The sequence below is a fragment of the Streptomyces sp. NPDC059002 genome (genome assembly GCF_042740435.1).
In the GTDB taxonomy this organism is placed as follows: domain Bacteria; phylum Actinomycetota; class Actinomycetes; order Streptomycetales; family Streptomycetaceae; genus Streptomyces.
Genome location: NZ_JBHYJI010000045.1, coordinates 34,161 through 60,712, shown reverse-complemented (window position 1 = coordinate 60,712; position 26,552 = coordinate 34,161). Strand labels below are relative to the sequence as shown.

At 70.1% G+C, this 26,552-nt stretch carries 20 protein-coding genes and 4 tRNA genes; 13 read left to right on the top strand and 11 right to left on the bottom strand.

Annotated elements, in window-relative coordinates; all coding sequences use genetic code 11:
• The first annotated feature begins 69 nt into the window (after positions 1–69).
• On the top strand, positions 70–933 hold the full coding sequence (locus ACFWZ2_RS31295; protein WP_384551369.1) for an META domain-containing protein: 864 nt from the start codon (positions 70–72) through the stop codon (positions 931–933).
• A 33-nt stretch (positions 934–966) separates the two neighbouring features.
• Here ACFWZ2_RS31295 and ACFWZ2_RS31290 read toward each other — a convergent pair whose 3' ends face one another.
• Positions 967–2,397, bottom strand: coding sequence for a sulfatase (locus tag ACFWZ2_RS31290; protein ID WP_384551367.1), 1,431 nt, complete (start codon positions 2,395–2,397; stop codon positions 967–969).
• A gap of 57 nt (positions 2,398–2,454) precedes the next feature.
• On the bottom strand, positions 2,455–2,553 hold the full coding sequence (locus ACFWZ2_RS31285) for a putative leader peptide (protein WP_384551365.1): 99 nt from the start codon (positions 2,551–2,553) through the stop codon (positions 2,455–2,457).
• Positions 2,554–2,779: 226 nt separating this feature from the next.
• On the opposite strand from ACFWZ2_RS31285, the gene ACFWZ2_RS31280 reads away from it, so the two are divergent.
• The 3 genes from ACFWZ2_RS31280 to purM all read left to right on the top strand — a co-directional run bounded on the left by ACFWZ2_RS31280 (position 2,780) and on the right by purM (position 6,283).
• Complete coding sequence (locus ACFWZ2_RS31280) at positions 2,780–3,556, top strand: hypothetical protein (protein ID WP_384551363.1); 777 nt, start codon at positions 2,780–2,782, stop codon at positions 3,554–3,556.
• A gap of 89 nt (positions 3,557–3,645) precedes the next feature.
• Positions 3,646–5,172 carry an amidophosphoribosyltransferase gene (gene purF / locus ACFWZ2_RS31275; RefSeq protein ID WP_384551362.1) on the top strand — a complete coding sequence of 509 codons (1,527 nt, stop codon included), beginning with the start codon at positions 3,646–3,648 and terminating at the stop codon, positions 5,170–5,172.
• A 37-nt stretch (positions 5,173–5,209) separates the two neighbouring features.
• A complete protein-coding gene (purM, locus tag ACFWZ2_RS31270; protein ID WP_384551360.1) occupies positions 5,210–6,283 on the top strand; it encodes a phosphoribosylformylglycinamidine cyclo-ligase in 1,074 nt (357 codons plus the stop codon).
• Between the two features lie 141 nt (positions 6,284–6,424).
• On the opposite strand, the gene ACFWZ2_RS31265 is transcribed toward purM, so the two are convergent.
• Both ACFWZ2_RS31265 and ACFWZ2_RS31260 read right to left on the bottom strand, forming a co-directional pair.
• On the bottom strand, positions 6,425–6,676 hold the full coding sequence (locus tag ACFWZ2_RS31265; RefSeq protein WP_055613827.1) for a DUF3073 domain-containing protein: 252 nt from the start codon (positions 6,674–6,676) through the stop codon (positions 6,425–6,427).
• Between the two features lie 316 nt (positions 6,677–6,992).
• Positions 6,993–8,069: a Leu/Phe/Val dehydrogenase gene (locus tag ACFWZ2_RS31260; protein WP_384551358.1), complete on the bottom strand. Its 1,077-nt coding sequence runs from the start codon at positions 8,067–8,069 to the stop codon at positions 6,993–6,995.
• Positions 8,070–8,280: 211 nt separating this feature from the next.
• On the opposite strand from ACFWZ2_RS31260, the gene ACFWZ2_RS31255 reads away from it, so the two are divergent.
• A complete protein-coding gene (locus tag ACFWZ2_RS31255; protein ID WP_384551356.1) occupies positions 8,281–9,144 on the top strand; it encodes a hypothetical protein in 864 nt (287 codons plus the stop codon).
• Between the two features lie 513 nt (positions 9,145–9,657).
• Positions 9,658–9,864, top strand: coding sequence for a developmental transcriptional regulator BldC (gene bldC, locus ACFWZ2_RS31250; RefSeq protein WP_003949541.1), 207 nt, complete (start codon positions 9,658–9,660; stop codon positions 9,862–9,864).
• A gap of 523 nt (positions 9,865–10,387) precedes the next feature.
• Here bldC and ACFWZ2_RS31245 read toward each other — a convergent pair.
• The 3 genes from ACFWZ2_RS31245 to hrpA all read right to left on the bottom strand — a co-directional run bounded on the left by ACFWZ2_RS31245 (position 10,388) and on the right by hrpA (position 15,065).
• On the bottom strand, positions 10,388–10,630 hold the full coding sequence (locus tag ACFWZ2_RS31245; protein WP_384551354.1) for a DUF6274 family protein: 243 nt from the start codon (positions 10,628–10,630) through the stop codon (positions 10,388–10,390).
• A 272-nt stretch (positions 10,631–10,902) separates the two neighbouring features.
• Positions 10,903–10,977: transfer RNA gene (locus tag ACFWZ2_RS31240), tRNA-Asp, on the bottom strand.
• Between the two features lie 95 nt (positions 10,978–11,072).
• The gene (gene hrpA / locus ACFWZ2_RS31235; RefSeq protein ID WP_384551352.1) at positions 11,073–15,065 is read right to left on the bottom strand and encodes an ATP-dependent RNA helicase HrpA; all 3,993 of its coding nucleotides are present in this window, start codon (positions 15,063–15,065) and stop codon (positions 11,073–11,075) included.
• Positions 15,066–15,148: 83 nt separating this feature from the next.
• Between hrpA and ACFWZ2_RS31230 the strand changes: the two genes are divergently transcribed.
• The 3 genes from ACFWZ2_RS31230 to ACFWZ2_RS31220 are packed head-to-tail and all read left to right on the top strand — an operon-like array spanning position 15,149 to position 17,232.
• Positions 15,149–15,553 carry a hypothetical protein gene (locus ACFWZ2_RS31230; protein ID WP_384551351.1) on the top strand — a complete coding sequence of 135 codons (405 nt, stop codon included), beginning with the start codon at positions 15,149–15,151 and terminating at the stop codon, positions 15,551–15,553.
• Between the two features lie 60 nt (positions 15,554–15,613).
• Positions 15,614–16,399, top strand: coding sequence for a DsbA family protein (locus tag ACFWZ2_RS31225; protein ID WP_384551349.1), 786 nt, complete (start codon positions 15,614–15,616; stop codon positions 16,397–16,399).
• Complete coding sequence (locus ACFWZ2_RS31220) at positions 16,396–17,232, top strand: cytochrome c biogenesis CcdA family protein (protein WP_384551347.1); 837 nt, start codon at positions 16,396–16,398, stop codon at positions 17,230–17,232. The genes ACFWZ2_RS31225 and ACFWZ2_RS31220 overlap by 4 nt, the downstream gene beginning before the upstream one ends.
• A 340-nt stretch (positions 17,233–17,572) precedes the next feature.
• Here ACFWZ2_RS31220 and ACFWZ2_RS31215 read toward each other — a convergent pair.
• From ACFWZ2_RS31215 to ACFWZ2_RS31200, 4 genes are all read right to left on the bottom strand, one after another.
• Positions 17,573–17,646 (bottom strand) — tRNA-Phe (locus ACFWZ2_RS31215).
• Positions 17,647–17,670: 24 nt separating this feature from the next.
• Positions 17,671–17,745, bottom strand: a tRNA-Asp gene (locus ACFWZ2_RS31210).
• Positions 17,746–17,784: 39 nt separating this feature from the next.
• A tRNA-Glu gene (locus ACFWZ2_RS31205) sits at positions 17,785–17,857 on the bottom strand.
• An 82-nt stretch (positions 17,858–17,939) separates the two neighbouring features.
• Positions 17,940–19,544 (bottom strand): metallophosphoesterase, encoded by a 1,605-nt coding sequence (locus ACFWZ2_RS31200; protein ID WP_384551345.1) that lies wholly within the window; start codon positions 19,542–19,544, stop codon positions 17,940–17,942.
• A 71-nt stretch (positions 19,545–19,615) separates the two neighbouring features.
• On the opposite strand from ACFWZ2_RS31200, the gene ACFWZ2_RS31195 reads away from it, so the two are divergent.
• The 4 genes from ACFWZ2_RS31195 to ACFWZ2_RS31180 all read left to right on the top strand — a co-directional run bounded on the left by ACFWZ2_RS31195 (position 19,616) and on the right by ACFWZ2_RS31180 (position 26,523).
• Positions 19,616–19,966 (top strand): metallopeptidase family protein, encoded by a 351-nt coding sequence (locus ACFWZ2_RS31195; protein ID WP_384551344.1) that lies wholly within the window; start codon positions 19,616–19,618, stop codon positions 19,964–19,966.
• Between the two features lie 169 nt (positions 19,967–20,135).
• Entirely contained in the window at positions 20,136–20,681 is a 546-nt protein-coding gene (locus ACFWZ2_RS31190; RefSeq protein WP_384551342.1) for a hypothetical protein, read from the top strand.
• A gap of 263 nt (positions 20,682–20,944) precedes the next feature.
• Complete coding sequence (locus ACFWZ2_RS31185; RefSeq protein WP_384551340.1) at positions 20,945–23,221, top strand: DEAD/DEAH box helicase; 2,277 nt, start codon at positions 20,945–20,947, stop codon at positions 23,219–23,221.
• Between the two features lie 242 nt (positions 23,222–23,463).
• Positions 23,464–26,523, top strand: coding sequence for an FG-GAP-like repeat-containing protein (locus tag ACFWZ2_RS31180; protein ID WP_384551338.1), 3,060 nt, complete (start codon positions 23,464–23,466; stop codon positions 26,521–26,523).
• Positions 26,524–26,552: the final 29 nt, after the last annotated feature.

Below are 26,552 nucleotides of genomic sequence, written 5' to 3'. Positions count from 1 at the left end.
GAACGACCCGTGGGGACGGGCCGGGAAGGGCGATGGAACCGAGACCCCCACCTGCCCCGTCCCATTGCCATGCACACGCAGCGTCTGACCCTGACCCTGACCGCGCTGGCCTCCGCCGGGCTGCTGCTCACCGCATGCGGCACCGAGTCCGGAGCCGGCTCAGAAGGCGGCTCCGGCGGCCGCTCTGTGGACACCGGGCTGCCCATCACGGGCGTCCGGTGGAACGTCGAGAGCCTCACCGTGGGCGGCAAGAAGTACGACGCGCCGGACGGCGCCCACCTCAAGATAGGCAAGGACGGGCGGGCCGGCGGCAACTACGGCTGCAACCACGTCGGTTCCGACGTCTCCGTCCGGGGCGACACCCTGGACTTCACGAAGACCCGGACCACGGACATGGCCTGCACGGGCAAGGGCGGCCGCATGGAGTTCGAGGAGGACCTCACGCGGACCCTCGACAAGGAGAAGTTCACCGCGAAGGTCGACGGCGACCGGATGACCCTCACCACCGCCAAGGGAGACCACGTGGACTTCACCTCGCGGCCCGCGGAGCCCGACGCCCCGCTCACCGGCACCAAGTGGACGGTGAACGCCATCGGCGACGCGAAGACCACCGCGTCCCTGCCCAAGGCGGTGGACGGCAAGGTCCATCTCACCTTCGGCAAGGACGGCAAGGTGCGCGGCAACCTCGGCTGCAACGACGTCACCGCCAAGGCCGAGGCCAAGGACGGCCGCATCACCTTCGGCGTCCCCGCGACCACCCGGAAGATGTGCCCGGGTGACGCGATGACGACCGAGCGCACGCTCCTCAAGCTCTTTGGCGGCACGGCGCGTTACGAGGTGAAGCAGGACACGCTGAAGCTCACGGCCGACGACGGCACGGTGATCGGCGCGAACGCCGCACAGCAGGACGACAAGCAGCAGGGCGACAAGTAGCCCTACGACAAGTAGCCCTGCGGCAGCGGTGGTTCAGGCCGCCGGATACGGCAGCAGCCCCTTGTCCACCTTCTCCCAGGCCGACTTGAGCCCGGCAAGCCGCTCCGGCTCCGCCCGCGCCAGGTCGGCCTGCTCCCGGCGGTCCCCGGCGAGATTGAAGAGCTGGTCCGCACCGCCCTTGCCCCGGTAGTACTTCCAGTCGCCGCGCCGCAGCGCCCGCTCGCCCCGCACCCGCCAGAACAGCTCGCGCTCGGCGATCTCCTCGCCCTTCAGGAGATAGGGGGCAAGGCTCGTACCGTCCAGCGGGTACGCGGTGTTCGGCCGGGCCCCGGCGATCTCCAGGAGCGTCGCCGTCCAGTCCGGCGTGTACACGGGCTCGTCGCTGACCTGCCCGCCGTCGATCCGCGCGGGCCACCGCACGATGGTCGGCACCCGGATGCCGCCCTCCTTCAGCGAGCCCTTGTTGCCGGACAGCGGCCAGTTGTACGAGAAGCGCTCGCCGCCGTTGTCGGAGGCGAAGAACACCAGGGTGTCCCGCTCCTGCCCCGACTTCCGCAGCGCGCGCAGGACGTCACCGATGGACCGGTCCAGGTCCTGCACCATCTCCGTGTACTTCTCGACCGAGCCGCCGTCCTGGTGCCAGAGCGCGCCCTTCTGGCCCGCCTTGATCCGCCGTACGATCTCGGCGCTCTCCTCCTCGTCCCCGTCCGCGATCCAAGGCCAGTGCGGGGTGGTGAAGTTGAGGTTGAGCAGCCAGGGCGTGTCCCCGTGGTCGCGGCGCACATACTCGCTCGCGCGCTCGGTGAGGACGCGCGTGTAGTACCGCAGGTCCTTGTACTCGGCGTCGCCCTCGCGGACATCGCCCTCGTAGAGGTCGTACTCCCCGCCGAGCCCCAGCTTCGAGTAGTACTCCAGGGCCCCGCCGAAGTTCCCGAAGAACTCGTCCCAGCCCGACTTGGTGGGGGAGTAGTCCGGCAGATAGCCGCAGTGCCACTTGCCGATCAGCGCGGTCGCGTACCCGGCGTCGCGAAGCAGCGAGGCGAGCGTGGGGTGGGTCGGTTCGAGGCCCGCGGACTTGTCGGCGATCGGCTCCGCGAGCCCGCCCTCCGTACGCCCGGGAAAACGCCCCGTGTACAGGCTGAACCGGGTCGGCGAGCAGGTCGCGGACCCGGAGTAGGCGTCGGTGAACCGCACTCCCTGGCGGGCGAGGCGGTCCAGGTTGGGCGTCTTGATGTGCGGCGAGCCGTACGACGAGAGATCGGCCCAGCCGAGGTCGTCGCCGAGGATGAAGAGGATGTTGGGCCGCTTGGACCTGCGGTGCGGCGCGGCCCTGAACGGCCGCTCCCTGTCGGCGACTTGGGCCTGCGCGTCGGCGGCGGGCAGCCCGACCGCGGCAGCGGCGGCGGAGGCACCGACGACGCCACCGAAGGCGCGCCGGGACAGCTTGGATTCATGACGGGGCACGGAGCGCTCCTGAACGGAGAGAAAGAAGAAGAAAGAGAAGGAAGAGGGAGACGGAGTTCAGGCAGCGCGGCGACAGATCGCGCTCGCGACACGGACCAGGTCGACGTGGCGGCGCTCCACGAGCGTGACCGTCCTCGGGTCACTGAAGGGCTGCATGGCCCAGGAGCCTGACCGGGCGTCCGTGTACCTGTCAACGAACGGGCCGGCCTGTTCACAAGGGCTTAGTACTCCGTACGCACCCGCGGCGGTACTCCGTACGCGGCCCCCGCGGTACCCCGTACGCACCCCCTGAAATCGCGCGCTCACGCTGAGTCCCCTTGGCTGACTGTGCGTGCCCGAAATTCGTGCGCACCCCCGACCCCCTCCCCAGGAGACCGCTCCCATGCGACACATATCCCGCAAGGCCGCCGCCACGACCGCCCTGCTCGCCCTCGGCCTCACCGCCGTTCCGGCCACCGCCTGGGCCGCCGACCCGCCCCCGCCCCCGGCCAAGGAGGCCAAGCCCGCCAAGGACGTCCCCGTCGACGGCGGCTTCGCCAAGATCACCCTCGATGCCGGGCTGCTCGCCGGGCTCAAGGCCAAGGGCGTCGTCCTCACCCAGCTGACCACCGACTGCAAGGTCCCCAAGGACCCCAAGGGCAAGCCCTACGTGCCGCCCGTCACCGCCCTCAGCCTCGGCGTGACGGCCGGCGACATCGCCGCGGTGGACGCCAAGGTCGGCGGCAGACTGACCTTCGCCGAGACCTGCCTCGGCCTGGTGAACGTGAAGACCGAGACGGGCGTGACCCTCTCCGGCCTGGAGGCGGACCTGTCCACCGGCGTCCTGATCGGCACGCTCCACGACGCCAAGGGCACCGCCAAGGTCAAGCTCGGCACCTTCGACCGGCCCGCCCTGAACAAGAAGACCGTCGACACCGCCGCGAACTCCGTCTCGCTGAACGCCGACGTGAAGGTCGACGAGGCCCTCGCCGCACGCCTCAACGCGGGCCTCGGCGTGGACGTCGTCGCCGCGGGCTCCGCGCTGCTCACCGCGGCCACGGATCTGTCCCTGCAGGCGGACGCCGACCTCAAACTGGACCTGGGCCTGAACGTGAACACGGAGGTCTCCACGGGCCTCGACCTCGGCGTGATCCTGGGCGGCCTGCTCGGCCTCAAGTAACGGGAGCCGACCGTCACCGCGATCACGGTCCGTACAGGTTCCGTATCCCCAATTCGGACCAGTGGTCGATCTCGCCTACACTCGGTGCCGTGCCACGTGGTGACGGTCGACTCAATCACGATCTGCTCCCCGGCGAGAAAGGCCCCCAGGACGCTTGTGGCGTCTTCGGTGTCTGGGCTCCGGGCGAAGAGGTCGCAAAGCTCACGTACTTCGGGCTCTACGCCCTCCAGCATCGGGGTCAGGAATCCGCGGGAATCGCGGTCAGCAACGGCTCCCAGATCCTCGTCTTCAAGGACATGGGCCTCGTGTCCCAGGTCTTCGACGAAACCTCTCTCAGCTCGCTCCAGGGTCATATCGCGGTCGGTCACGCCCGCTACTCGACCACCGGAGCCTCCGTCTGGGAGAACGCCCAGCCGACGTTCCGTGCCACCGCGCACGGCTCCATCGCGCTCGGGCACAACGGCAACCTCGTCAACACGGCCCAGCTCGCCGAGCTGGTCGCCGAACTGCCCAAGGAGAACGGCCGCGCGACACAGGTCGCGGCGACCAACGACACCGACCTGGTGACGGCACTCCTCGCGGGCCAGACCGACGACGACGGCAAGCCGCTGACCATAGAGGACGCCGCCGCCAAGGTCCTCCCGGACGTGCAGGGCGCCTTCTCCCTCGTCTTCATGGACGAACACACGCTCTACGCCGCCCGCGACCCGCAGGGCATCCGCCCGCTGGTCCTCGGCCGCCTCGAGCGCGGCTGGGTCGTCGCCTCGGAGTCCGCGGCGCTCGACATCTGCGGCGCGAACTTCGTCCGCGAGATCGAGCCCGGCGAGTTCGTCGCCATCGACGAGAACGGGCTGCGAACGTCACGATTCGCGGAAGCGAAGCCCAAGGGCTGTGTCTTCGAGTACGTCTATCTGGCGCGCCCCGACACGGACATCGCGGGCCGGAACGTCTACCTCTCGCGCGTCGAGATGGGCCGGAAACTGGCCAAGGAAGCCCCCGTCGAGGCCGACCTCGTCATAGCGACTCCCGAATCCGGCACCCCCGCCGCGATCGGATACGCGGAGGCGTCCGGCATCCCCTTCGGTGCGGGCCTGGTCAAGAACGCCTACGTGGGCCGGACCTTCATCCAGCCCTCGCAGACGATCCGCCAGCTCGGCATCCGCCTCAAGCTGAACCCCCTCAAGGAAGTCATCAAGGGCAAGCGCCTCGTGGTCGTCGACGACTCGATCGTCCGCGGCAACACCCAGCGCGCCCTGGTCAAGATGCTCCGCGAGGCCGGCGCCGCCGAGATCCACATCCGGATCTCGTCCCCGCCCGTGAAGTGGCCGTGCTTCTTCGGCATCGACTTCGCGACCCGCGCCGAACTCATCGCCAACGGCATGACCATCGACGAGATCGCCACCTCCATGGGCGCCGACTCGCTCTCCTACATCTCCATCGACGGCATGATCGAGGCCACGACCATCGACAAGCCGAACCTCTGCCGCGCCTGCTTCGACGGCGAGTACCCGATGGATCTTCCCGACCCCGAGCTGCTCGGCAAGCAGCTCCTGGAGACGGAGCTGGCCGCAGGTCCGGCGTCCACGGCCGCGGCCGACGCGATCCGTCGCCCGTAGGCATCCGCAACAAACGACACGAAAGCTCTCAACAACCATGTCTGAGACCACCGGTGCCAGCTATGCCTCCGCAGGCGTCGACATCGAAGCGGGCGACCGCGCCGTCGAGCTGATGAAGGAATGGGTCAAGAAGACCCAGCGCCCCGAGGTCGCGGGCCTCGGCGGCCTCGGCGGCTTCGCCGGGCTCTTCGACGCCTCCGCCCTCAAGCGCTTCGAGCGCCCGCTGCTCGCCTCGGCGACCGACGGCGTGGGCACGAAGGTCGACATCGCCCGCCAGATGGGCGTGTACGACACCATCGGCCACGACCTCGTCGCGATGGTCATGGACGACATCGTGGTGTGCGGCGCCGAGCCGCTCTTCATGACCGACTACATCTGCGTCGGCAAGGTCCACCCCGAGCGGGTCGCCGCCATCGTGAAGGGCATCGCCGAGGGCTGTGTCCTCGCGGGCTGCTCCCTCGTGGGCGGCGAGACCGCGGAGCACCCGGGCCTGCTCGGCCCGGAGGACTTCGACGTCGCGGGCGCCGGCACGGGCGCGGTCGAGGCCGACCGCCTGCTCGGCCCGGATCGCATCCGTAAGGGTGACGCCGTCATCGCGATGGCGGCCTCCGGTCTTCACTCGAACGGGTACTCGCTCGTCCGGCACGTGGTCTTCGACCGTGCGGGCTGGTCCCTGGACCGCCGCGTCGAGGAGTTCGGCCGCACGCTCGGCGAGGAGCTCCTGGAGCCCACCAAGATCTACTCCCTGGACTGCCTGGCGCTCACCCGCACCACGGACGTGCACGCCTTCAGCCACATCACCGGCGGCGGCCTCGCGGCGAACCTCGCCCGGGTCATCCCGGACGGCCTGCACGCGATCGTCGACCGTGAGACGTGGACCCCGGGCGCGGTCTTCGACGTGGTCGGCAAGACCGGTCAGGTCGAGCGCCTGGAGCTGGAGAAGACGCTGAACATGGGCGTCGGCATGATCGCGATCGTCCCCGAGGAGTCGGCGGACGCGGCGCTCACCACCCTCGCGGACCGCGGCGTGGAGGCCTGGGTCGCGGGCGAGATCACCGACCGCGGCGACCACGCGACGGGCGCCGCCCTGATCGGCGACTACGCGAAGTAGCCGGGGTGGGGCGGTCCTCAGGGCAGCACAAAACCCGGTCCGGTGTGGTGCTCACCCCGGACCGGGTGAAGTGCAGTTGCTATGAGAACTGCGAATACTGCGTAGGCAACAGAATCAACAAATGCTGCGTATGCAACGAGGTCAAGCGCCGCGGCGCTGCGACGTCGGACCGGACTCGTCGTCCTCGTCCTCGTCGTCGTTATACAGATCCGCGTACTGGGCGTACGGGTCGTCTTCCTCGTCGTCGTCCTCGAACGGCTCGCCATTCGGCGGCTGTTGCGAAGTCGAAGCGCCCAGCTCATTGGCCAGACGCGACAGGTCAGTCCCGCCGCTGCTGTACTTCAGCTGGCGGGCGACCTTCGTCTGCTTGGCCTTTGCCCGGCCGCGCCCCATGGCTCGACCCCCTCGGATATGGGGCTCGGTGGCCCCAGAGTCTTGACACGCGTTCATGATCGGGAACGGGCTCTCCTTGGAGAGACCGGTCCGTAGGGCTTCCACGGTACCTGCTCCTGCGGCCATACGGTACGTCGCCCGCAGGACGCGCCTCGGCGCACAACCCGCGAGGAGCCCCTTCCTCGCTGGTCAACTGCGATTTTAACCTCTTCTTGTCGGGCGACCCGCCGACGGGGGTGAGTCTTGTCTCCCCGATGCGCCGGCGGGGCCCTGCCATGGCGTCGCGAGGGCTTGGAAGATCAGCTTCCGGGGGCCGTCAGCGGGCGTCGGCCATCCGCTGCTCGGCGATCCTGTCGGCCGCCGCGGCCGGCGGAATACCGTCTTCCTTTGCACGAGCGAATATGGCGAGCGTGGTGTCGAAGATCTTCGACGCCTTCGCCTTGCACCGGTCGAAGTCGAAGCCGTGCAGCTCGTCCGCGACCTGGATCACGCCGCCCGCGTTCACCACGTAGTCGGGTGCGTACAGGATCGACCGGTCGGCCAGGTCCTTCTCCACGCCCGGGTGCGCGAGCTGGTTGTTGGCCGCGCCGCACACCACCTTCGCGGTGAGCACCGGCACGCTGTCGTCGTTCAGGGCGCCGCCGAGCGCGCACGGGGCGTAGATGTCGAGGCCCTCGACGCGGATCAGCGCCTCGGTGTCCGCGACCGCCGTCACCGAAGGGTGCTTGTCGACGATGCCGCGCACGGACTCCTCGCGCACGTCCGTGATCACGACCTCGGCGCCGTCCTCCAGGAGGTGCTCGACGAGATGGCGGCCGACCTTGCCGACGCCCGCGATGCCGACCTTGCGGCCGCGCAGCGTCGGGTCGCCCCACAGGTGCTGGGCCGAGGCGCGCATGCCCTGGAAGACACCGAAGGCGGTGAGCACGGAGGAGTCGCCCGCGCCGCCGTTCTCGGGGGAGCGTCCGGTGGTCCAGCGGCACTCGCGGGCCACGACGTCCATGTCCGCGACGTAGGTGCCGACGTCGCAGGCCGTGACGTACCGGCCGCCGAGCGAGGCGACGAAGCGGCCGTAGGCGAGAAGCAGTTCCTCGCTCTTGATCTTCTCCGGGTCGCCGATGATCACCGCCTTGCCGCCGCCGTGGTCGAGTCCGGCCATGGCGTTCTTGTACGACATCCCGCGCGCGAGGTTCAGCGCGTCGGCGACGGCCTCGGCCTCGTTCGCGTACGGATAGAAGCGGGTGCCGCCGAGGGCGGGGCCCAGGGCGGTGGAGTGCAGGGCGATGACGGCCTTGAGGCCGCTGGCACGGTCCTGGCAGAGCACTACTTGCTCATGGCCCCCCTGATCCGAGTGGAACAGGGTGTGCAGGACGCCGTTGTCTGCTTCGGTCACTGTGGTGACTCCCGGTCGAATAGCGGCGGTTGGGTGGGCTCCCGTGCGGGTGGCGGGCGCCCGCTGGGCATGAGACTAGAGCCTGTCCACCGGCCTTGGCCGCGCAGTGCCGAGGATCACCCTCTCCCGGCGGGCGGCGGGGGTGGGGCGGAGTTCGGCCATGGCGCGCCGAACAGTGTTTTCCGGCCGGTAGGCGGGGGAGGGAGGAGCCGTGCCCAAGGTGTCATCGGTGACGGTCCCGTACGCGTCCTACTTGCGTGTGTACGAGCCGTTGGCCGCCTTCCCCGAGCCGGAGCGCGGCCACTGGTCGCGCTATGCCCGCCGCGCGGACCGCCCCTCCTACCAGGACGAACTCCGGCGCTCGCTGGCCGATTTGGTCTCCACGCCGCCCGTGCCCGTGCCGGTGCACGAGAGCAGCGACGCCTTCGTGGTGGAGGTCGACGGCGTGCTGTGCGTCTGCCCGTGGCGGACCCGGCTGCGCGGCTGGCAGGCGCTGGGGGACCTCGCCGAACAGTTTCCGACGCCGGTGCTCGACGCGGTGCTCCCGCCGGTGCTGCGCCGTCAGACGACCGCGGACTACGAGCGGTGGCTGGCCCGCAACCCCGACGCGCGCCCCTGGATCCGTACGGCCACGTGGCAGGTCCCGCTGCACTGGTTCGTCCTCGTGTCGGACGAGGAGCGGAGCTATGAGCGCAGCGCGGGCGAGGCCGCCGAGGGGCAGCCCGGCTCGCCGCCCGTCCTGCGCTACCGGACGCCGATGGTGCAGGCCCGGCGCCGCGTCGCGCGCGCCCTGCGGACGCTGCGGGACGCGATGGACGACGGACCGCTCATCGAGGGCCTGGTGGACGTGGGCCGGTGGCTCGAGGAGTTCCACCCGCGCTCCCTGGTCGAGCTCGACTACGGCGGGCTCGTGCACGCGCTGTCCGCGGAGGATCTCGACGAGGACCACTCCGCCGCGGATGTGGCCGAGGGAATCGAGGCGTTGCGCGACGGTGACGGCGAGGTGGCCGGCGAGGCGTATGCAAGGCTCGTGGAGCGATGGCGGGCGGTCCGGGACCTCCAGTTCGCGAACTGAAGGTCCGTGGTCACATGGCCCGTAGGTCCGCGGTCACCCACCCCCGAGGTCCGTGGTCGTCCCGGCGACGGGACGTAGGTCCCGATCCGGGCCTTTGCCTCAAGCGTGACGGACCGCACTTACTGGGCCCTTGCGCCCATCACCCCTCCTCGTGCCAAAATAGGACAAGGAGTCCGGGGAGGGCTCCTTCCGCCCAAGTAAGGGCGGAATGCTCGACATTGCACGCTATGGGGGGTCTGTTGACTCCTGATCGCTCTGTGACTGATCGTCACTGTGACGTGACTGTCCGCTATGGCATGGTCCATCGGCTTCCGTCGGTGATGAACACCTGGGAGGGCAATTCCATCGGTTTGGCCGACGCGGCTGGACGGATGGTGTAGTTGTAGTGCCGAGGACAAGCCGTTCGTCCTATAACCGACTCGACTCGCGTCCGCCATTTCGGGCAACGCGGGTCAAGGTGCAGAATTTAGAGGAATGAACCGAGAAGGTTCGGTTCTCCCGAGGAGGCCGCTCATGACCGCTCGCACCCCTGATGCCGAGCCGCTGCTGACCCCGGCTGAGGTCGCCACGATGTTCCGCGTCGACCCGAAGACGGTGACGCGCTGGGCCAAGGCTGGCAAGCTCACGTCGATTCGCACGCTCGGCGGACACCGCCGTTACCGCGAGGCTGAGGTCCGCGCACTGCTCGCGGGTATCCCGCAGCAGCGCAGCGAGGCCTGAACTACCGCTTAACCAGCAGTAACCCGTACAACTCGGGCGAAGAGCACCACTGCTGCCGGGTCCCCCAACCTGGCCGTACGTCCGACATATAGCTACACACGACGAGGGTCTCGCCCCAACGAGGCCCACGCCCTGCCCCATGGGGTGAGTCGTTCGATCGCGCTGGACTCCGCCGGGTCCAGCGCGATCTTTTTGTGTGCGCCGGGCATCGCCGGATGCCCGTTCGGGCGCTCGCTTTTGTGTGCCGAGGACCTGCTGGTGAGGGGGTCCGTGAGCGCCCTTGTTGGTCTCTGAGGGGGTGCGGGGGGAGCGCTCAAAGGGTGGTGCAATTGCACATATTAAATTGGCCCGTTGTAGGAAGGGCGTAAGTTCAGGGGTTCCCAAAACTTGTTCGGTGACACCCGTCACATGCCGTGAACCTTGTTGGCCGTGATGCCCCTGCGCTAAAGGGATACCGGCTTCGCTTCGAAGGCCCGTGTCTCTCAGCCTCCCACCGGGAGGGCAGAGTGTGCGTCGCCTTTGGTCATGCGTTGGGGGGACTTTCGTCCTCGCTCGTCTCGTCCTGTGCGGCGCTCTCCCGCACGAAGCCGGTCTCGGGCGCCTCGCACTCGCCAGGGCCGTGCTGCGAGGGCTCCAGGGCGAGCCTCAGCAGTTGATGGCAGATGGGGCAGTGCCGGGTCAGGTGGCGGTAGCCGTGCGCCGCGGCGAGGTGGGCGCGCAGCAGGGCGCGTGTCTCATGTCGCGGAGACGCCGGAAGAGCGGTCATGCGTCACCTCCTGGGGAGCCTCCCGCCGGCTCCCTGTTGTCTGGGGTACCGGCGGAATGTGACGCAGTCAAGGTGCGGGAGCGGCAACGGGCCGCATTCACAGGGGTGGGAAGGGGTCTCGTCCGGGGGAGGAGGGGCGGGGCCCGACGGATGGGGAAGACGGGATCCGGTTGCGGCTCCGCCGCGGGTGCGGTCTTCGCCCGATCCGGCGGGATGCGAGGGCGGAATGCAAGAAGAGGCCGCATCCAAAGGATGCGGCCTCTTCTTCACTGCGGTCCTGACGGGATTTGAACCCGCGGCCTCCACCTTGACAGGGTGGCGAGCACTCCAAACTGCTCCACAGGACCTTGCTCTGCTGCGCTGATTCGTGCGTTGCGCTGCGAGATGAGACTGTACAGCAGTGCAGGCCCAGCGGTCGAACTCACCCTGTGTGCCTGGCTGGTTACGGCACCGCCGCGTCGATCGCCTTCACGATCCGCTTGTCGGAAACGGGGTACGCGGTGCCGAGCGCGTGCGCGAAGTAGCTGACGCGGAGCTCCTCGATCATCCAGCGGATGTCCAGGACCTCCTGCGGTACGGGCCTGCCCTGCGGCATCTGTTCGAGCAGCCACAGGTACTCGTCGCGCATCTCGCGGACCTTCTCCATGCGGGTGGTGTCCCGCTGGACGTTGGTCGGCATCTGCTGCAGGCGCCGGTCCGCCGCCACCATGTACCGCATCAGGTCGGCCAGGCGGCGCAGGCCCGTCTCCGTCACGAAGCCGGGCTTGATGAGGGAGTTCAGCTGCTCCCGCACGTCGGAGAGGTTCGCGAGCAGGGCGGGGCTCTTGGCCGACTTCAGGCGGCGCTCGCAGGCCTGCCAGGCGGCGAGGACCTGCTGGACCTGCCCGACCGCCTTCACGGTCGTGTCGACGATCTCCGCGCGCACCTTGTCGAAGAGCTTGCGGTACGACTCCTCGTCCCAGACGGGCCCGCCGAAGTCCGCGATCAGCTTGTCCGCCGCGGCCATCGCGCAGTCGTCGAAGAGCGCCTGCATGGAGCCGTGCGGATTCGCGGACAGGGCGAGCTTCTGCTGGTTGGTCAGCTTGTCCGAGGCGAACTTGGCCGGATTCACCGGGATGTTGCGCAGGATGAGGCGGCGGGTGCCGCGCCACATGGCCTGCAGCTGCTCGGCCTCGGTGTCGAAGAGGCGTACGGAGACGGTGTCGCCGTCGTCCACGAGCGCCGGGTACGCCTTCACGGGCTGGCCCGCCCTGCGGGTCTCGAAGACGCGCGAGAGCGTGCCGATCGTCCAGTCCGTGAGGCCGGAGCGCTCGACCGCGGAGCCGCCCGTGCGCTCCGCCGTCGCTGCGGCCGCCTGGGAGATCGCCTTGCGGGCCTTCGGCTTCAGCCGGAGCTTGAGCGCCTCCAGGTCCTTGTCCTCGGCGAGCTTCTTGCGCCGCTCGTCGACGATCCGGAACGTGATCTTCAAGTGGTCGGGTACGCGCGTCAGGTCGAAGTCGTCCGGCGAGACCGGCACACCGACCATCCGCTGGAGTTCGCGCGCCAGCGTGACGTGCAGTGGCTCCTGAAGGGGGACCGCCCGCTCCAGGAACGCCTTCGCGAAGTTCGGCGCAGGCACGTAGTTGCGGCGGATCGGCTTGGGCAGGGAGCGGATCAGCTCGATGACCACGTCCTCGCGCAGACCCGGGATCTGCCAGTCGAAGCCCTCGTCCGTGACCTGGTTCAGGACCTGGAGCGGGATGTGGACGGTCACACCGTCCGCGTCCGCGCCCGGCTCGAACTGGTACGTCACCTTGAACTTGAGCTGCCCCTGCCGCCACGAGTCGGGGTAGTCGTCCTTGGAGACGTCACCCGCCTTCTCGTTGATCAGCATCGACCGCTCGAAGTCGAGCAGTTCGGGCTCTTCCCGCTGCTTCTTCTTCCACCAGGAGTCGAAGTGCGCACCGGAGACGACGTCCGCGGGCACCCGCTGGTCGTAGAAGTCGAAGAGCGTCTCGTCGTCGACGAGGATGTCGCGGCGCCGCGCCCGGTGCTCCAACTCCTCGACCTCGGTGAGGAGCTTGCGGTTGGCGGCGAAGAACTTGTGGTGCGTGCGCCAGTCGCCCTCCACCAGCGCGTTGCGGATGAACAGGTCGCGGGAGACCTCGGGGTCGATGCGGCCGTAGTTCACCTTGCGGTCCGTGACGATCGGGACGCCGTACAGCGTCACCTTCTCGATCGCCATCACCGCGGCCTGGTCCTTCTCCCAGTGCGGTGCGCTGTACGTCCGCTTCAGGAGGTGCTGCGCGAGCGGCTCGACCCACTCGGGCTCGATGCGGGCGTTCACGCGGGCCCACAGGCGCGAGGTCTCCACCAGCTCGGCCGACATGATGAAGCGCGGGGGCTTCTTGAAGAGCGCCGAGCCCGGGAAGACCGCGAACTTGGCGTTGCGGGCGCCGATGTACTCGCCCCGCCCGCCACCGCGCTGCTTCGGGTCGTTGTCCTTGGCGGCCCTGCTCTCCTTGGACTCCTTCACGTCCTTCATCCCGATGTGGGACAGCAGGCCGGAAAGGAGGGAGATATGGACGTGCTGCTCGGGGGCGTCGTCCTCGTTGAGGTGTATCCCCATCTGCTTGGCGACCGTACGCAGCTGCGTATAGATGTCCTGCCACTCGCGGATGCGCAGGAAGTTCAGGTACTCCGCCTTGCACATCCGGCGGAAGGACGACGAGCCGCGCTCCTTCTGCTGCTCGCGGACGTACCGCCACAGGTTCAGGAAGGCGAGGAAGTCGCTCGTCTCGTCCTTGAAGCGGGCGTGCTGCTGGTCGGCCTGCGCCTGCTTCTCCGAGGGGCGCTCGCGCGGGTCCTGGATGGACAGCGCCGCCGCGATCACCATGACCTCGCGCACGCAGCCGTTCTTGTCGGCCTCCAGGACCATCCGGGCCAGCCGCGGGTCGACGGGCAGCTGGGCGAGCTTGCGGCCCTGCTGCGTCAGCCTCTTGCGTACGTCCTTCTGGCTCGGGTCCAACGCGCCCAGTTCCTGGAGGAGTTGGACGCCGTCGCGGATGTTGCGGTGGTCCGGCGGGTCGATGAAGGGGAACTTCTCGATGTCGCCGAGCCCGGCCGCGGTCATCTGGAGGATGACGGAGGCGAGGTTCGTACGGAGGATCTCCGCGTCGGTGAACTCGGGGCGGGCGAGGAAGTCGTCCTCCGAGTACAGCCGGATGCAGATGCCGTCCGACGTACGACCGCAGCGGCCCTTGCGCTGGTTGGCGCTCGCCTGGCTGATCGCCTCGATGGGCAGGCGCTGCACCTTGGTGCGGTGGCTGTAGCGGGAGATGCGGGCCGTGCCCGGGTCGATCACGTACTTGATGCCCGGGACGGTCAGGGAGGTCTCGGCGACGTTCGTCGCGAGGACGATGCGTCTTCCCGTGTGCTGCTGGAACACGCGGTGCTGCTCGGCGTGCGACAGGCGGGCGTAGAGGGGGAGGACCTCGGTGAACTTGTAGTTCTTCTTGTTCAGCGCGTCCGCCGTGTCCCGGATCTCGCGCTCTCCGGAGAGGAAGACGAGGATGTCGCCCTTGCCCTCGGCCTGGAGCTCCTCGACGGCGTCGGTGATCGCGGTGATCTGGTCGCGGTCGGAGTCGTCCGAGTCCTCCTCAAGGAGGGGGCGGTAGCGGACCTCCACCGGATACGTGCGCCCGCTGACCTCGACGATCGGGGCGTCCCCGAAGTGCCGCGAGAAGCGCTCGGGGTCGATGGTCGCCGAGGTGATGACGACCTTCAAGTCCGGGCGCTTCGGCAGCAGTTGGGCCAGATAGCCGAGCAGGAAGTCGATGTTGAGCGAGCGCTCGTGGGCCTCGTCGATGATGATCGTGTCGTACGCGCGCAGCTCGCGGTCCGTCTGGATCTCGGCCAGCAGGATGCCGTCCGTCATCAGCTTGATGAACGTGCCGTCCTGGTTCACCTGGTCGGTGAAGCGGACCTTCCAGCCGACGGCCTCGCCGAGCGGCGTGTTCATCTCCTCGGCGACGCGCTCGGCGACCGTGCGGGCCGCGATGCGGCGCGGCTGCGTGTGGCCGATCATGCCGCGCACGCCACGGCCGAGCTCCAGACAGATCTTGGGGATCTGTGTGGTCTTGCCGGAGCCGGTCTCGCCCGCGACGATCACGACCTGGTGGTCGCGGATCGCCTCGGCGATCTCGTCCTTCTTCTGGCTGACCGGCAGCTGCTCCGGATACGTGATCGCGGGCACGCGGGAGCCGCGCTCGGCCATCCGCTCCTCGGCCCGCTCCACGTCCGCCGCGATCTCGGCGAGGACGGCGGCACGGGCCTCGGGCTTGCGGATCCGGCGCGCACCCTCAAGCCGCCGGCCGATCCGGTGCTCGTCGCGCAGCGAGAGCTCGGTCAGGCGGGGGGCGAGGGTGTCGAGGGCGAGGGCGGGCTGCGTAGACATACGCGATCCAGGATCTCACCCGCGGCTCGGCGGTGGCGAACCGATTTCTCCGGCGGGGCGCCCCGGCACGTACGATTCCGGGCATGCTGTCCCGTGCCCGTACGACGTGGTGCCCTCTGGTGGGGGTGCTGCTCGTCATGCTCGGGGTGTTCTGCGGCGGGCCCGCGACGGCCGCCGCGGGCTCCGTGGCACGGACGGCCGCGGTGGCGGCGGTGAGCCAGGCCGGGGCCGATGTGCCCGTCGCCCAGGAGTCCGACGGGGCCGGTGTGCCCGGCTGCGGCAAGGGCGGCCGGCAGGACGCGGACCATGTGCCGGCCACTCCGGCGCGCTCCGGGACCTCGTACGAACTGCTTCCCGCGCTGTACGACGCCCACGCCGCACCCGGCGCGTGGGGCGTCGACCAGGCCGTGCTCACGATGGCGCCGGGCCGCGCGCCCCCCGCGCTCGATCCGCCGTCGCCGATGGATCTCTCCGTCCTGCGCGTGTAGGAGGCCCCTGTCTCAGGGGCCCCTTCATCGACGTACAACAGGACAAGAGAGATCGCTCTGATGCCCAAGAACGGCAACAAGCCCAAGAACGACACCAAGAAGAGCCGGAACATCGCCATCGGCGCGGGTGTCGCCGTCGCCGCCGTGCTGCTCGGCGTCGCCTCGTACACCGCGACCAAGCCCGACGACTCCGCCACCGGCACGGTCAAGGAGGAGGCCGCGGGCGCCGCGCCCTCCACCGGACAGCAGCCCGGTGTCTACCCCGAGCTGGAGAAGCTCGCCCGGCGCGACGCCAAGGACCCGCTCGCGCAGGGGCGCGCCGACGCGCCCGTCGTGATGGTCGAGTACGCCGACTTCAAGTGCGGCTTCTGCGGAAAGTTCGCCCGCGACACCGAGCCGGGCCTCGTGAAGAAGTACGTCGACGAGGGGACCCTGCGCATCGAGTGGCGCAACTTCCCGATCTTCGGCGAGGACTCCGAGCGGGCCGCGCGCGGCGCGTGGGCGGCGGGGAAGCAGGGGCGCTTCTGGCAGTTCCACGAGGCCGCGTACGCCGACGGGTCCAAGGAGAAGGGCTTCGGCGACGACCGCCTGAAGGAGCTGGCGAAGGAGGCGGGCGTCAAGGACGTCGAGCGCTTCGCGGAGGACGCCGACAGCGATGCCGCCAAGGCCGCGGTGAAGAAGGACCAGGAAGAGGCGTACGGCCTCGGCGCCACCTCGACGCCGTCCTTCGTGATCAACGGACGGCCCATCTCGGGCGCCCAGCCCGACGAGGTCTTCCACCAGGCGATCGAGGCGGCGGCCCAGACCGCGAAGGGTGCTCCCTCCGGCAAGGGCGGTGCCAAGTGACCGCCGACGTCGGGTACTTCGCCGCGTTCCTCGGCGGTCTGCTCGCCCTGGTGAGCCCCTGCAGCGCCCTGCTGCTCCCCGCCTTCTTCGCGTACTCGATCGACTCGACCTCGCGGCTCGTCGCCAGGACCGGGATCTTCTACGCCGGGCTCGCGACGACCCTGGTGCCGCTCGGCGCCGCCGGGTCCTACGCCGGGCGGTTCTTCTTCGGCCACCGCGACCAGCTGGTGCTCGTCGCCGGGTGGCTGATCATCGGGCTCGGGGTCCTTCAGATCCTCGGCATGGGGTTCGCCTCGCGGAAGATGGCCGAACTGTCCGGGCGGATCAGGCCGACCACCGCGTTCTCCGTGTACGCGCTGGGTGCGGTGTACGGGCTCGCCGGGTTCTGTGCGGGGCCGATCCTCGGCAGCGTCCTCACGGTGGCCGCGGTGAGCGGGAGTCCCGTGTACGGCGGGCTGCTCCTTGCCGTGTACGCGCTCGGGATGGCCGTGCCGCTCTTCCTCCTCGCGCTGCTCTGGGAGCGGTTCGACCTGGGGCGGCGGCGGTGGCTGCGGGGGCGCGTCGTGCGGCTCGGGCGGTTCGAGCTGCACACCACTTCGCTGCTGTCCGGGCTCTTCTTCGTCGGGCTCGGTGCGCTTTTCCTTGCGTACGACGGGACTACCGCGCTGCCCGGGTTGCTCGATGTGGACGACTCGTTCGCGGTGGAGCAGTGGGCGGGTGGTGTTGGTCGTGCCGTGCCGGACTCCGTGCTGTTGATCGGGGTTGTGGGGCTGGTGGGGCTGGGGCTTGTGGTGCGGGGGTGGCGGCGGGGTCGGGAGCGGGAGCGGGGGTAGGTCTCGCCTCGCCTCGCCTCGCCTTGGCTTGCCTTGGCTCGGTCTCGCATTCGCTTCGGCTGTGGGGCGGGGCCGCGGGGGTATGTGCGTACTCGCTATCCCGTGGCGGATGCCTCCGTCAGTGCTCACCGTCACGGTGGGTCAAGGTGCTCCGTGCGCACATACCCCCACGTCCCCTCGGGCGCGTTTGCGGCTGCGGGTGCGTGGTCGCTCCGCTGTGGGCAATCGTGCCGCAGGGCGGCACGGGTGGGCACAGCCCACGGTGCCGGGGGGGCGCTCACGGAGGCGTGGGGGAAACGGCAGAAGCCCCGCCGGGATCGGCAGGGCTTCTGGGAAGAGGTGGCTGGGGCCGGGATCGAACCGGCGACCTATCGCTTTTCAGGCGATCGCTCGTACCAACTGAGCTACCCAGCCACGCGATCCGCGAGGAATCGCAAGCGGTCCTGACGGGATTTGAACCCGCGGCCTCCACCTTGACAGGGTGGCGAGCACTCCAAACTGCTCCACAGGACCAAGCGTTGTGCGAGCACTAGTCTCGCACAAGGTGTTGCGTGCCCCCAACGGGATTCGAACCCGTGCTACCGCCTTGAAAGGGCGGCGTCCTGGGCCACTAGACGATGAGGGCTAAGAGGCCCGCCGTGTGCGCCTTGCAGCGCGTCGGGGACGTGAGAAGCATATGGGATGCGGGGAGCTATCGCCAAAACGGTTTAGCCGGAGGGGGTGGGGGCGGTCGGCGAAGGGGACGCTCCGGGCTGGTTCTCCTTGGGGAGATGGCGGCTGACCTCCGCCTTCGTGAGGCCGAGGCCGCCCAGTTTGATCTCGTCCCAGGCCTGCAGTCGCTTGGTCGTACGGTCCAGGTAGAGGATCGAGGCCTCGACCGGGTCGGGGTACTTGCCCTCGACCGCGCGCAGCCCGCTGCCGCCCGTCGAACCCTCGATGCGCAGCCGCGTGCCCTCCTCCATGACCTCCATCTCCTGGTGGTGGACGTGGCCCGCGAGCACCAGGGGCACTTCGCCGTCGGTCTCGCGTGCCGCGGTCGGGTTGTGCGCGATCGCCACGTCGACCGGGGTGCCGGCCGCCCGTTCGGCGCGCAGGGCGGAGGCGAGGCGGATGCCCGCCATGTGCTCGACGGAGTCGCCCTCGGCCTTCACCGAGCGGTCGGGGGTGTACTGCGGGTCGCCGATGCCCGCGAAGCGCAGGCCCGCGACGGTCTCGGCGCTGCCGTCGTCGAGGACGTGGACGTTCTTGAAGCGTTCCAGGTAGCGCTGGGTGGTGTGCGAGTCGTGGTTGCCACGCACCCACACGTAGGGGGCGCCGAGGTCGGCGATCGGGTCGAGGAAGCCGTTCTCGGCGGCCGAGCCGTGGTCCATGGTGTCGCCGGAGTCGACGATGACGTCGATGTCGTACTGCTCGACGAGCGACGCGATGATCTTCCAGCTGGCCGGGTTGAGGTGGATGTCGGAGACGTGCAGGACCCGCATGGTGGTGGGGTCGGGCTGGTAGGCGGGGAGCGTGGACGTCACGTCGTAGAGCTTGGTGACGTTGGTGACCAGGCGCGCCAACTCCTGTTGGTAGACGTCGAATTCGCTGACGATGCTGCGGGCGTTGCCGACGACGGAGGGGGCGCTGCTGAGGAGCCCGGAGAACTTCGGTTCGAGCACGGACTTCGGGTTCCAGGTGGCGTACGCCGCCGTGCCCGAGGCCGCGAGCAGGGCGAGGGCCAGGCCGCCCGCCGCGAGGGCGCGGCGCGGGCGGCGGTAGACGGCGAGGCCGAGTGCGGTGGCGCCGGAGACGACGGCGACGCAGGAGCGTACGGCCAGGTCGAGCGCGCCGTGGCCGACGTCGCGCGCCACCTCGTCCTGGAGGCCCGAGAGCCGCTCGGGGTGGTCGACGAGGGCCTGGGAGCGCACCGGGTCGAGGCGGTCCACGTCGACGTCGAGGCGGATGGGGGCCGTGTGGGAGCGGAGTTCGAGGGCGCCGAGCGGGGAGACGTTGATCTTCGTGCCGCCGGACACGGACGGGCGCAGCGTCATGCGGGTGTCCATCGGGCCGACCGGCGCGCGCACGCTGCCGACGATGAGCAGGCCGAGCCAGGCGCCGAGCAGGACGACGGTGATCAGGCCGAGGGCAGATTTGTAGGGGCGGTGCGAAGCACCATCGAGCAGGGTGGTGGTGGGCGACGGGCGGGCATAGGGGTGGGGCGGGCTGACCAGTTCGGTCTCGGGGTGGGTGCGGCGAGCGCGGTAGTGGCCTACGAAGGCGCTGCCCGCCTTTCGTACGCCCTGGAGAACGACCGTGAAGTCGCGGGCCATTGGTCCCCTATGCCCAAGTGGCGGGGTGGGTATGCCGGGACGGGCCGCACGGTGTGGCCGACAATGGGGGTGTGCTGGAGATGACGCGCGAGGAGTTCGAGGAACTGGTGGCCGAGGCGCTCGACCGGATTCCTCCGGAGCTGACGCGGCTCATGGACAATGTGGCGGTCTTCGTCGAGGACGAGCCGCCCGCGGACGATCCCGAACTGCTCGGTCTTTACGAGGGGACTCCGCTGACCGACCGGGGCGAGTGGTACGCCGGTGTGCTGCCGGACCGCATCACCATCTACCGGGGGCCGACGCTGCGGATGTGCGAGTCGCGCGAGGACGTCGTCGCGGAGACGGAGATCACCGTGGTGCACGAGGTCGCGCACCACTTCGGGATCGACGACGAGCGGCTGCACGCGCTCGGCTACGGGTGACGTGGCCCCGGTGCGGCGTCCGGGAGAGGCGCCGTGCGGGTACGGGTGAGCGGGGGCCGTGCTCGGGTGCGGGTGAGCGGGCGGGGGCGGGTGGCGGTCCGTGTCCTCTTGCGGGCCGCGGGAGTTGGGCAGGGCGTCCCGATTCTCAGCGCCTCGGAGGTGCTCGGCCGTGCGCCAGTTGTACGTTCCCGCCCGTTGGGCCGCCGTCGCGGTGGCCGTCGCGGCGACCGCGGGCTGCATGAGCATCAGTGACGACGGGAACGCGCCGGGGCCCGGCCGCTCCGCCGGGCAGCGCAGCGGCGCGGCGGCACCCGACGGCGGGCCCCTGACGCGGAGCGGGGACATCGGCCCCGGCGGTGAGCGGGGGCAGGGCAGCGGCAAGGGGAAGGGCAAGGGCGGCGGCGCGTCGCCCGGCGCGAGCGAGTCCGCCTCGGGGACCGCGAAGCCCTCGGCGTCCTCGTCCGCGTCCTCCTCCGCCGAGCCGTCGAAGCCGGGCAAGCCGGGGAAGCCGTCGCCGACCCGGCCGAAGCCGACCCCGACCGAGCCGGAGCCGACGCCCACGCCGCCCAAGCCGACACCGACCCCGACGCCGGATCCGACCACCCCCGAGCCGTCGTCGTCGGCGCACGAGGGGTCGGCGCAGGACGCACAGCTGCAGCGGCGCGACGCGGAGATCGCGGGGCGGGAGCCGTCGCCTCAGGAGGGGCCCCGGTAGGGGTGCCGCCCGGGTCGGGCCGATGGTCTCCGTGGTGACGTCTTCGCAGGTGGAGGGCGGTCCGGGGGAGGGCGGTTTGCCATATGGGGTGGGGGGTGCGTATGGTGGTAGATCGTTTGATCCCATTTGCCCGGCGCCGACACAGAAGAGCGCCGCGTGGCGCGTACTCTCCCTTGCCGTGGCTGACCGCATAGAGGCGGTCCATTGCGAAATCACGGAGTTGACGGGCGCGTGCCGAGACTCCGGAAGGTTTCGCATTTCGCATGTCCATTTTCAGTTCTGACCACGCCGTCCTGCCCGAGAACGAGGCCGTCGAGGCTGTCGAGGTCGTCGAGACCGACGCTGCCGCCGAGGCCGTCGCCGAGGCCGTCGAGATCGTCGCGGCCGAGGACGTCACCGAGGTCACCACCGACGCCGACGCCGAGTCCGTCGAGGCCGACGCCGACGCCGAGCCCGAGATCACCTTCGGTGACCTCGGCCTGCCCGACGGAGTCGTCCGCAAGCTCGCGCGCAACGGCGTGCACACCCCCTTCCCGATCCAGGCCGCGACCATCCCGGACGCCCTGGCCGGCAAGGACATCCTGGGCCGCGGCCGCACCGGCTCCGGCAAGACCCTCTCCTTCGGTCTGCCGACCCTGGCGCGCCTCGCCGACGGCCACACCGAGAAGAAGAAGCCCCGCGCGGTCATCCTGACCCCGACCCGCGAGCTGGCGATGCAGGTCGCCGACGCCCTCCAGCCCTACGGCGACGTCCTCGGCCTGAAGATGAAGGTCGTCTGCGGCGGTACGTCCATGGGCAACCAGATCTACGCCCTGGAGCGCGGCGTCGACATCCTCGTCGCAACGCCGGGCCGCCTGCGCGACATCATCAACCGCGGCGCCTGCTCCCTGGAGAACGTCGAGGTCGCCGTCCTCGACGAGGCCGACCAGATGTCCGACCTGGGCTTCCTGCCCGAGGTCACCGAGCTGCTCGACCAGGTCCCGGCCGGCGGCCAGCGCATGCTGTTCTCGGCCACGATGGAGAACGAGATCTCCACGCTGGTCAAGCGCTACCTGACCAACCCGGTGACGCACGAGGTCGACGCCGCCCAGGGCGCCGTCACGACCATGACGCACCACATCCTGATCGTGAAGCCCCGCGACAAGGCGCCGGTCACCGCCGCGATCGCCGCGCGCAAGGGCCGCACCATCATCTTCGTCCGCACCCAGCTGGGCGCCGACCGCATCGCGGAGCAGCTGCGCGACGCCGGTGTGAAGGCCGACGCGCTGCACGGCGGCATGACGCAGGGCGCCCGTACGCGGACGCTTGCGGACTTCAAGGACGGCTACGTCAACGCGCTCGTCGCCACCGACGTCGCCGCCCGCGGCATCCACGTCGACGGCATCGACCTGGTTCTGAACGTGGACCCGGCCGGCGACCACAAGGACTACCTGCACCGCTCCGGCCGCACCGCTCGCGCGGGCCGCTCCGGCACGGTCGTGTCCCTGTCCCTGCCGCACCAGCGCCGCCAGATCTTCCGCCTGATGGAGGACGCGGGCGTCGACGCCTCGCGCCACATCATCAACGGCGGCGGCACCTTCGACCCGGAGGTCGCCGAGATCACCGGCGCCCGCTCGATGACCGAGGTGCAGGCCGACTCCGCGGGCAACGCCGCGACCCAGGCCGAGCGTGAGGTCAAGGACCTCACCAAGGAGCTGGAGCGCGCGCAGCGCCGCGCCGCCGAGCTGCGCGAGGAGGCCGACCGCCTCACCGCGCGTGCCGCCCGCGAGCGCGGTGACGACCCGGAGGCCGCGGTCGCCGAGGCCGCCGCCGTGGCCGAGGCCGCCGTCGAGGCCGCCGAGACGTCGGCCCCTGAGCCGGTCGCCGAGCGCCCGGTCCGCGAGGAGCGCTCCTCCTCGTACGACCGTCGTCCGCAGCGCGACGAGCGCGGCAACTACGAGCGGGACCGTCGCGGTGACCGTGGCGGCTTCAACCGCGATGACCGTGGTGGCCGTTCGTTCGAGCGTCGTGACGACAACCGTGGTGGCGGTTTCAACCGTGACCGTCGTGATGACAACCGTGGTGGCGGCTTCCGTCGCGACGACCGCCGTGATGACAACCGTGGTGGCGGCCGTTCCTTCGAGCGTCGTGACGACAACCGCGGCGGTGGCTTCAACCGTGACCGTCGTGATGACAACCGTGGTGGCGGCTTCCGTCGCGACGAGCGCCGTGACGACCGTGGTGGCCGTTCCTTCGAGCGCCGCGACGACAACCGCGGCGGTGGCTTCCGCCGTGACGACAACCGTGGTGGCGGCTTCAACCGCGACCGTCGTGACGACAACCGTGGCGGCTCCTTCCGCCGTGACGACCGCCCCGCCGGCGGCCACCGCGGCAGCGACCGTCCGTTCAACCGTGACCGCCGCGACGACCGCCCCTCCGGCGGCTTCCGCTCCGGTGGCCACGACCGTCCGTCGTACAACCGCCGCGACGACCGCTCCGGCTCCGGCACGGGCTCCTTCGGGCGCCGTGACGACAAGCCGCGCTGGAAGCGCAACGGCTGATCCGGTCTGCCGAGGCGCGACCTCGTCTGACCGGCTGACCAGGCACGAACTCGCCTGAACAGGCACTGCGGGCCCATCCCTTCGGGGGTGGGCCCGCTGCTGTTTTTGCTTTCCTTCACCTCACTCCCTCCTGTTAAAATCCGGGCATTTGGTGGGGTACGCGGATGTTCCGGGGTGGGGCCTGGGGAGCGCGCGAGCCGCACCTGACACTCCACGTCATCGGATCCCATGGGGGGACCTCCTTGTCTCGTCACGTCCGGGCGCGCGGCGGCATCGCCGCCGTCGCCGCCCTCGCCACCGGGCTGCTCGCGCTCACCCCGCAGACGGCCGCCGTCGCCGCGGGTTCCGCCGAGACTGTCATCGATGCCACGCCCCGGTTCGCGCCGCGCACCGAGACGCTGCACGCGGCGGGCCGCACCGGCTATGTGCACCGCGAAGAGGGCGGTGACATCCAGTGGACGGACTACGCCACCGGAGAGTCCCGTACCGCACCGGCGGCCAACTGGTGGAACGGCTCCCTCGCGGGCCGCTACTCCCAGTCGACCCGCACCCTCGACCTCACCGACCTGGACACCGGGGAGGCCGCGTCGATCACGGTCCCCGAGGGCCGGACCTGGGCGCAGAAGGCCTTCACCGACCGCACAGCGGTGACGTACGAACGCGGTGCCGAAGGCCGGATCACCGCGTTCCATCTGCTGCGGGCCGGTGCCGACGGGCAGGTCACCGAGCAGGCCGTGAGCGGCCTCCCGGACGACGTCACCAGCTTCGCCGGGGTGCGCGCCCAGGACCGCGACGGCGCGGTCGTGATGCTGCGGTCGGGCCCCTCCACCAATCGCGCGTTCTTGCTCGACTACCGCACCGGCAAGCTGACCCGGGTCTTCGCGGGCCTGGAGGGCCGGGCGGTGCCGAGCGGGTTCGCGCTCTCCAAGGACCGGGTCCTCGGCTACTGGGCCGAGGTGGCGACCGCGTACACGGTCGACCGCGACCGCGCCGACGCGCAGCCCGTGCAGACCTCCGTGCCCGGCCCCGTCCAGTCCACGACCCGGCGCAACGCGACCATGGCCCTGGCCGGCGACCGGATCCTGGTCGTGCACAAGGAGGCGCTGCCCCAACAGCACGTCGCCCAGCCGCTGTTCGCGGTCCGGATCGGGGGCGGCGGCCACGAGACGCTCCTGAAGCACGCCACGACCGGCCTCGCCACCGCCGATGACGGGTCGGTCCTCGCCGTGGGCGGCACCAGCGCCTCCGACTGGGCCGTGCGGCGGGTGTCCGACGACGGCTCGGGCGGCGTCAAGCTCGGCAAGGTGCGCGACATCGAGCCGGTCAGGGCCGCGATCCAGGGGATGGCACTCGGCGGCGGCAGGCTGACGCTCGGGACGACGAGCCCGATCAACGGCCTCGGCACGTTCTACGACTACGACCTCGCGGTCGACGGCGATCCGAAGGTCGTCTCGGGACCCACCCGCGGATTCATCTACGGACTCGACCACAAGCGGTGCGCGCCGACGGGCCCGGACTGCGTCAGGGCGCACGCGACCGGCAACGGCCGCGTCGTGTACTCCGCGGGCGACTCCGCACACATGCCCACCGGCACCAACTCGTTCCGCAACGTCACCCCGGGCGCGGGCCCCGTGACCGTCACCGACGCGTCCGGCCGCTACTCGCTCCTGCGCAAGGACGGCACGGACAAGTTCTACGTCGGTGACACCGAGCAGTCCGACGCCACCAGCGTCACCCACACCCTGACGGCCCGCTCCGCCGCCGTGTGGGGCACCAAGGTGTGGAAGCCCGCCGCGACGGCGGGCAGCGTCGACTCGTACGACCTGAAGTCGAAGAAGACGGGCGCCGCGGTGAAGCTCGGCTCGGGCTGTGTGCCGAACGAACTGCAGGCGGTGGGGCGCTGGTTGTACTGGGCGTGCGGCGGCAAGGCCGGGGTGTGGGACCAGACGGCGAAGAAGAACATCGCCGTGCCCGCGGGCGGCCCCGTGCTGCTCGCCGACGGCTACCTCGTCCGCCAGAACGGCATCGACCTGGACCTCACCGACTTCCACAAGGGCGCCTCCGCCGCGGCGGTCACCACGACCGGCTTCGCGCGCGTCCCCTCGGGGGCGCGCGCCGGGGTCGACTGGACCGTCGACAAGTACGGCGGCCCGATCGCGTACGCCGACGCCGAGCGGCGCGTGCATGTGAAGCCGGTGTCCGTGCCGCGCTCGCCGATCACCTCGATCGAGTCGCGTGTCGGCAGCGACAACCTCTACATCGGCGGCAGCAGCAAGGAGAAGTGGAAGGGGAGTTGGCAGCTCTCCCGGCCCGCCACCGCCTGGAAGGTGACGTTCACCGACGGGGCGGGCAAGACGGCCGCGACGGTCGCCGGGTCCGCGCGCGGTGCCGCGTCCGTCTCCGCCGAGTGGAACGGACGTACCGCCGACGGCAAGAAGGCGGTCAGCGGAACGTACGCCTGGAAGGTGAGCGCGAAGGGCGCGGGGGACAGCGCGTACCGCTCGGTGAAGACGGGCACGCTGCGGCTGTCCGGCGGCACCGCCCCGTACCGCGACGCCCACACGGACGGCCGCGGCGACCTCTACACGGTCAATTCCAAGGGCGCGCTCACCGCGCACGACTTCGGCGGTGGCAGCCACACCAAGGCGTCCAAGGCGGGCTGGAACACCAAGTACACATACGTCCCGTTCGGCGACCTCAGCGGCAACGGCTGCAACGACCTCCTTGTGCGCAACACCGCGGGGACGCTCCACCGCTACAACGGTGCCTGCTCGGGCCCGCCCGCGCCGGGTGCGGCCAAGGTCTCGCTCGGCGGCGGCTGGGGCGCGTACAACGTCCTGACCTCGCCCGGCGACCTCAACGGCGACGGCATCCCGGACCTCATCGCCCGCAAGGCGGCGACCGGTGACATGTACGTGTTCCGCGGCACGAAGGCGGGCAAGCTGACGTCCGGCGTGCGGATCGGCACCAACTGGAAGGCGTATACCCACATCACCGGCGTGGGCGACGTGAACGGCGACGGCATCGGGGACGTGCTCGCCCGGCACAAGGACGGGACGCTCTTCCGTTTCGAGGGCGGTGGTGACGGCAAGCTGAAGGGACGGGTCACGGTCTTCAAGGGCTGGGGCGCTCCGTACACGCACGTCATCGGGTCCGGTGACGTGACCGGCGACGGCATTCCGGACCTGGTGGTGCGGGACAAGAAGGGTGACCTTTACCGCAACACCGGCAAGGGGAAGGGTGCCTTCTCGGGGCGCACGAAGATCGCCTCCGGCTGGCTGACGTACAAGGGCATTTTCTAGCCGGGCCGTAGCGGTCGGCTCATGGCCTT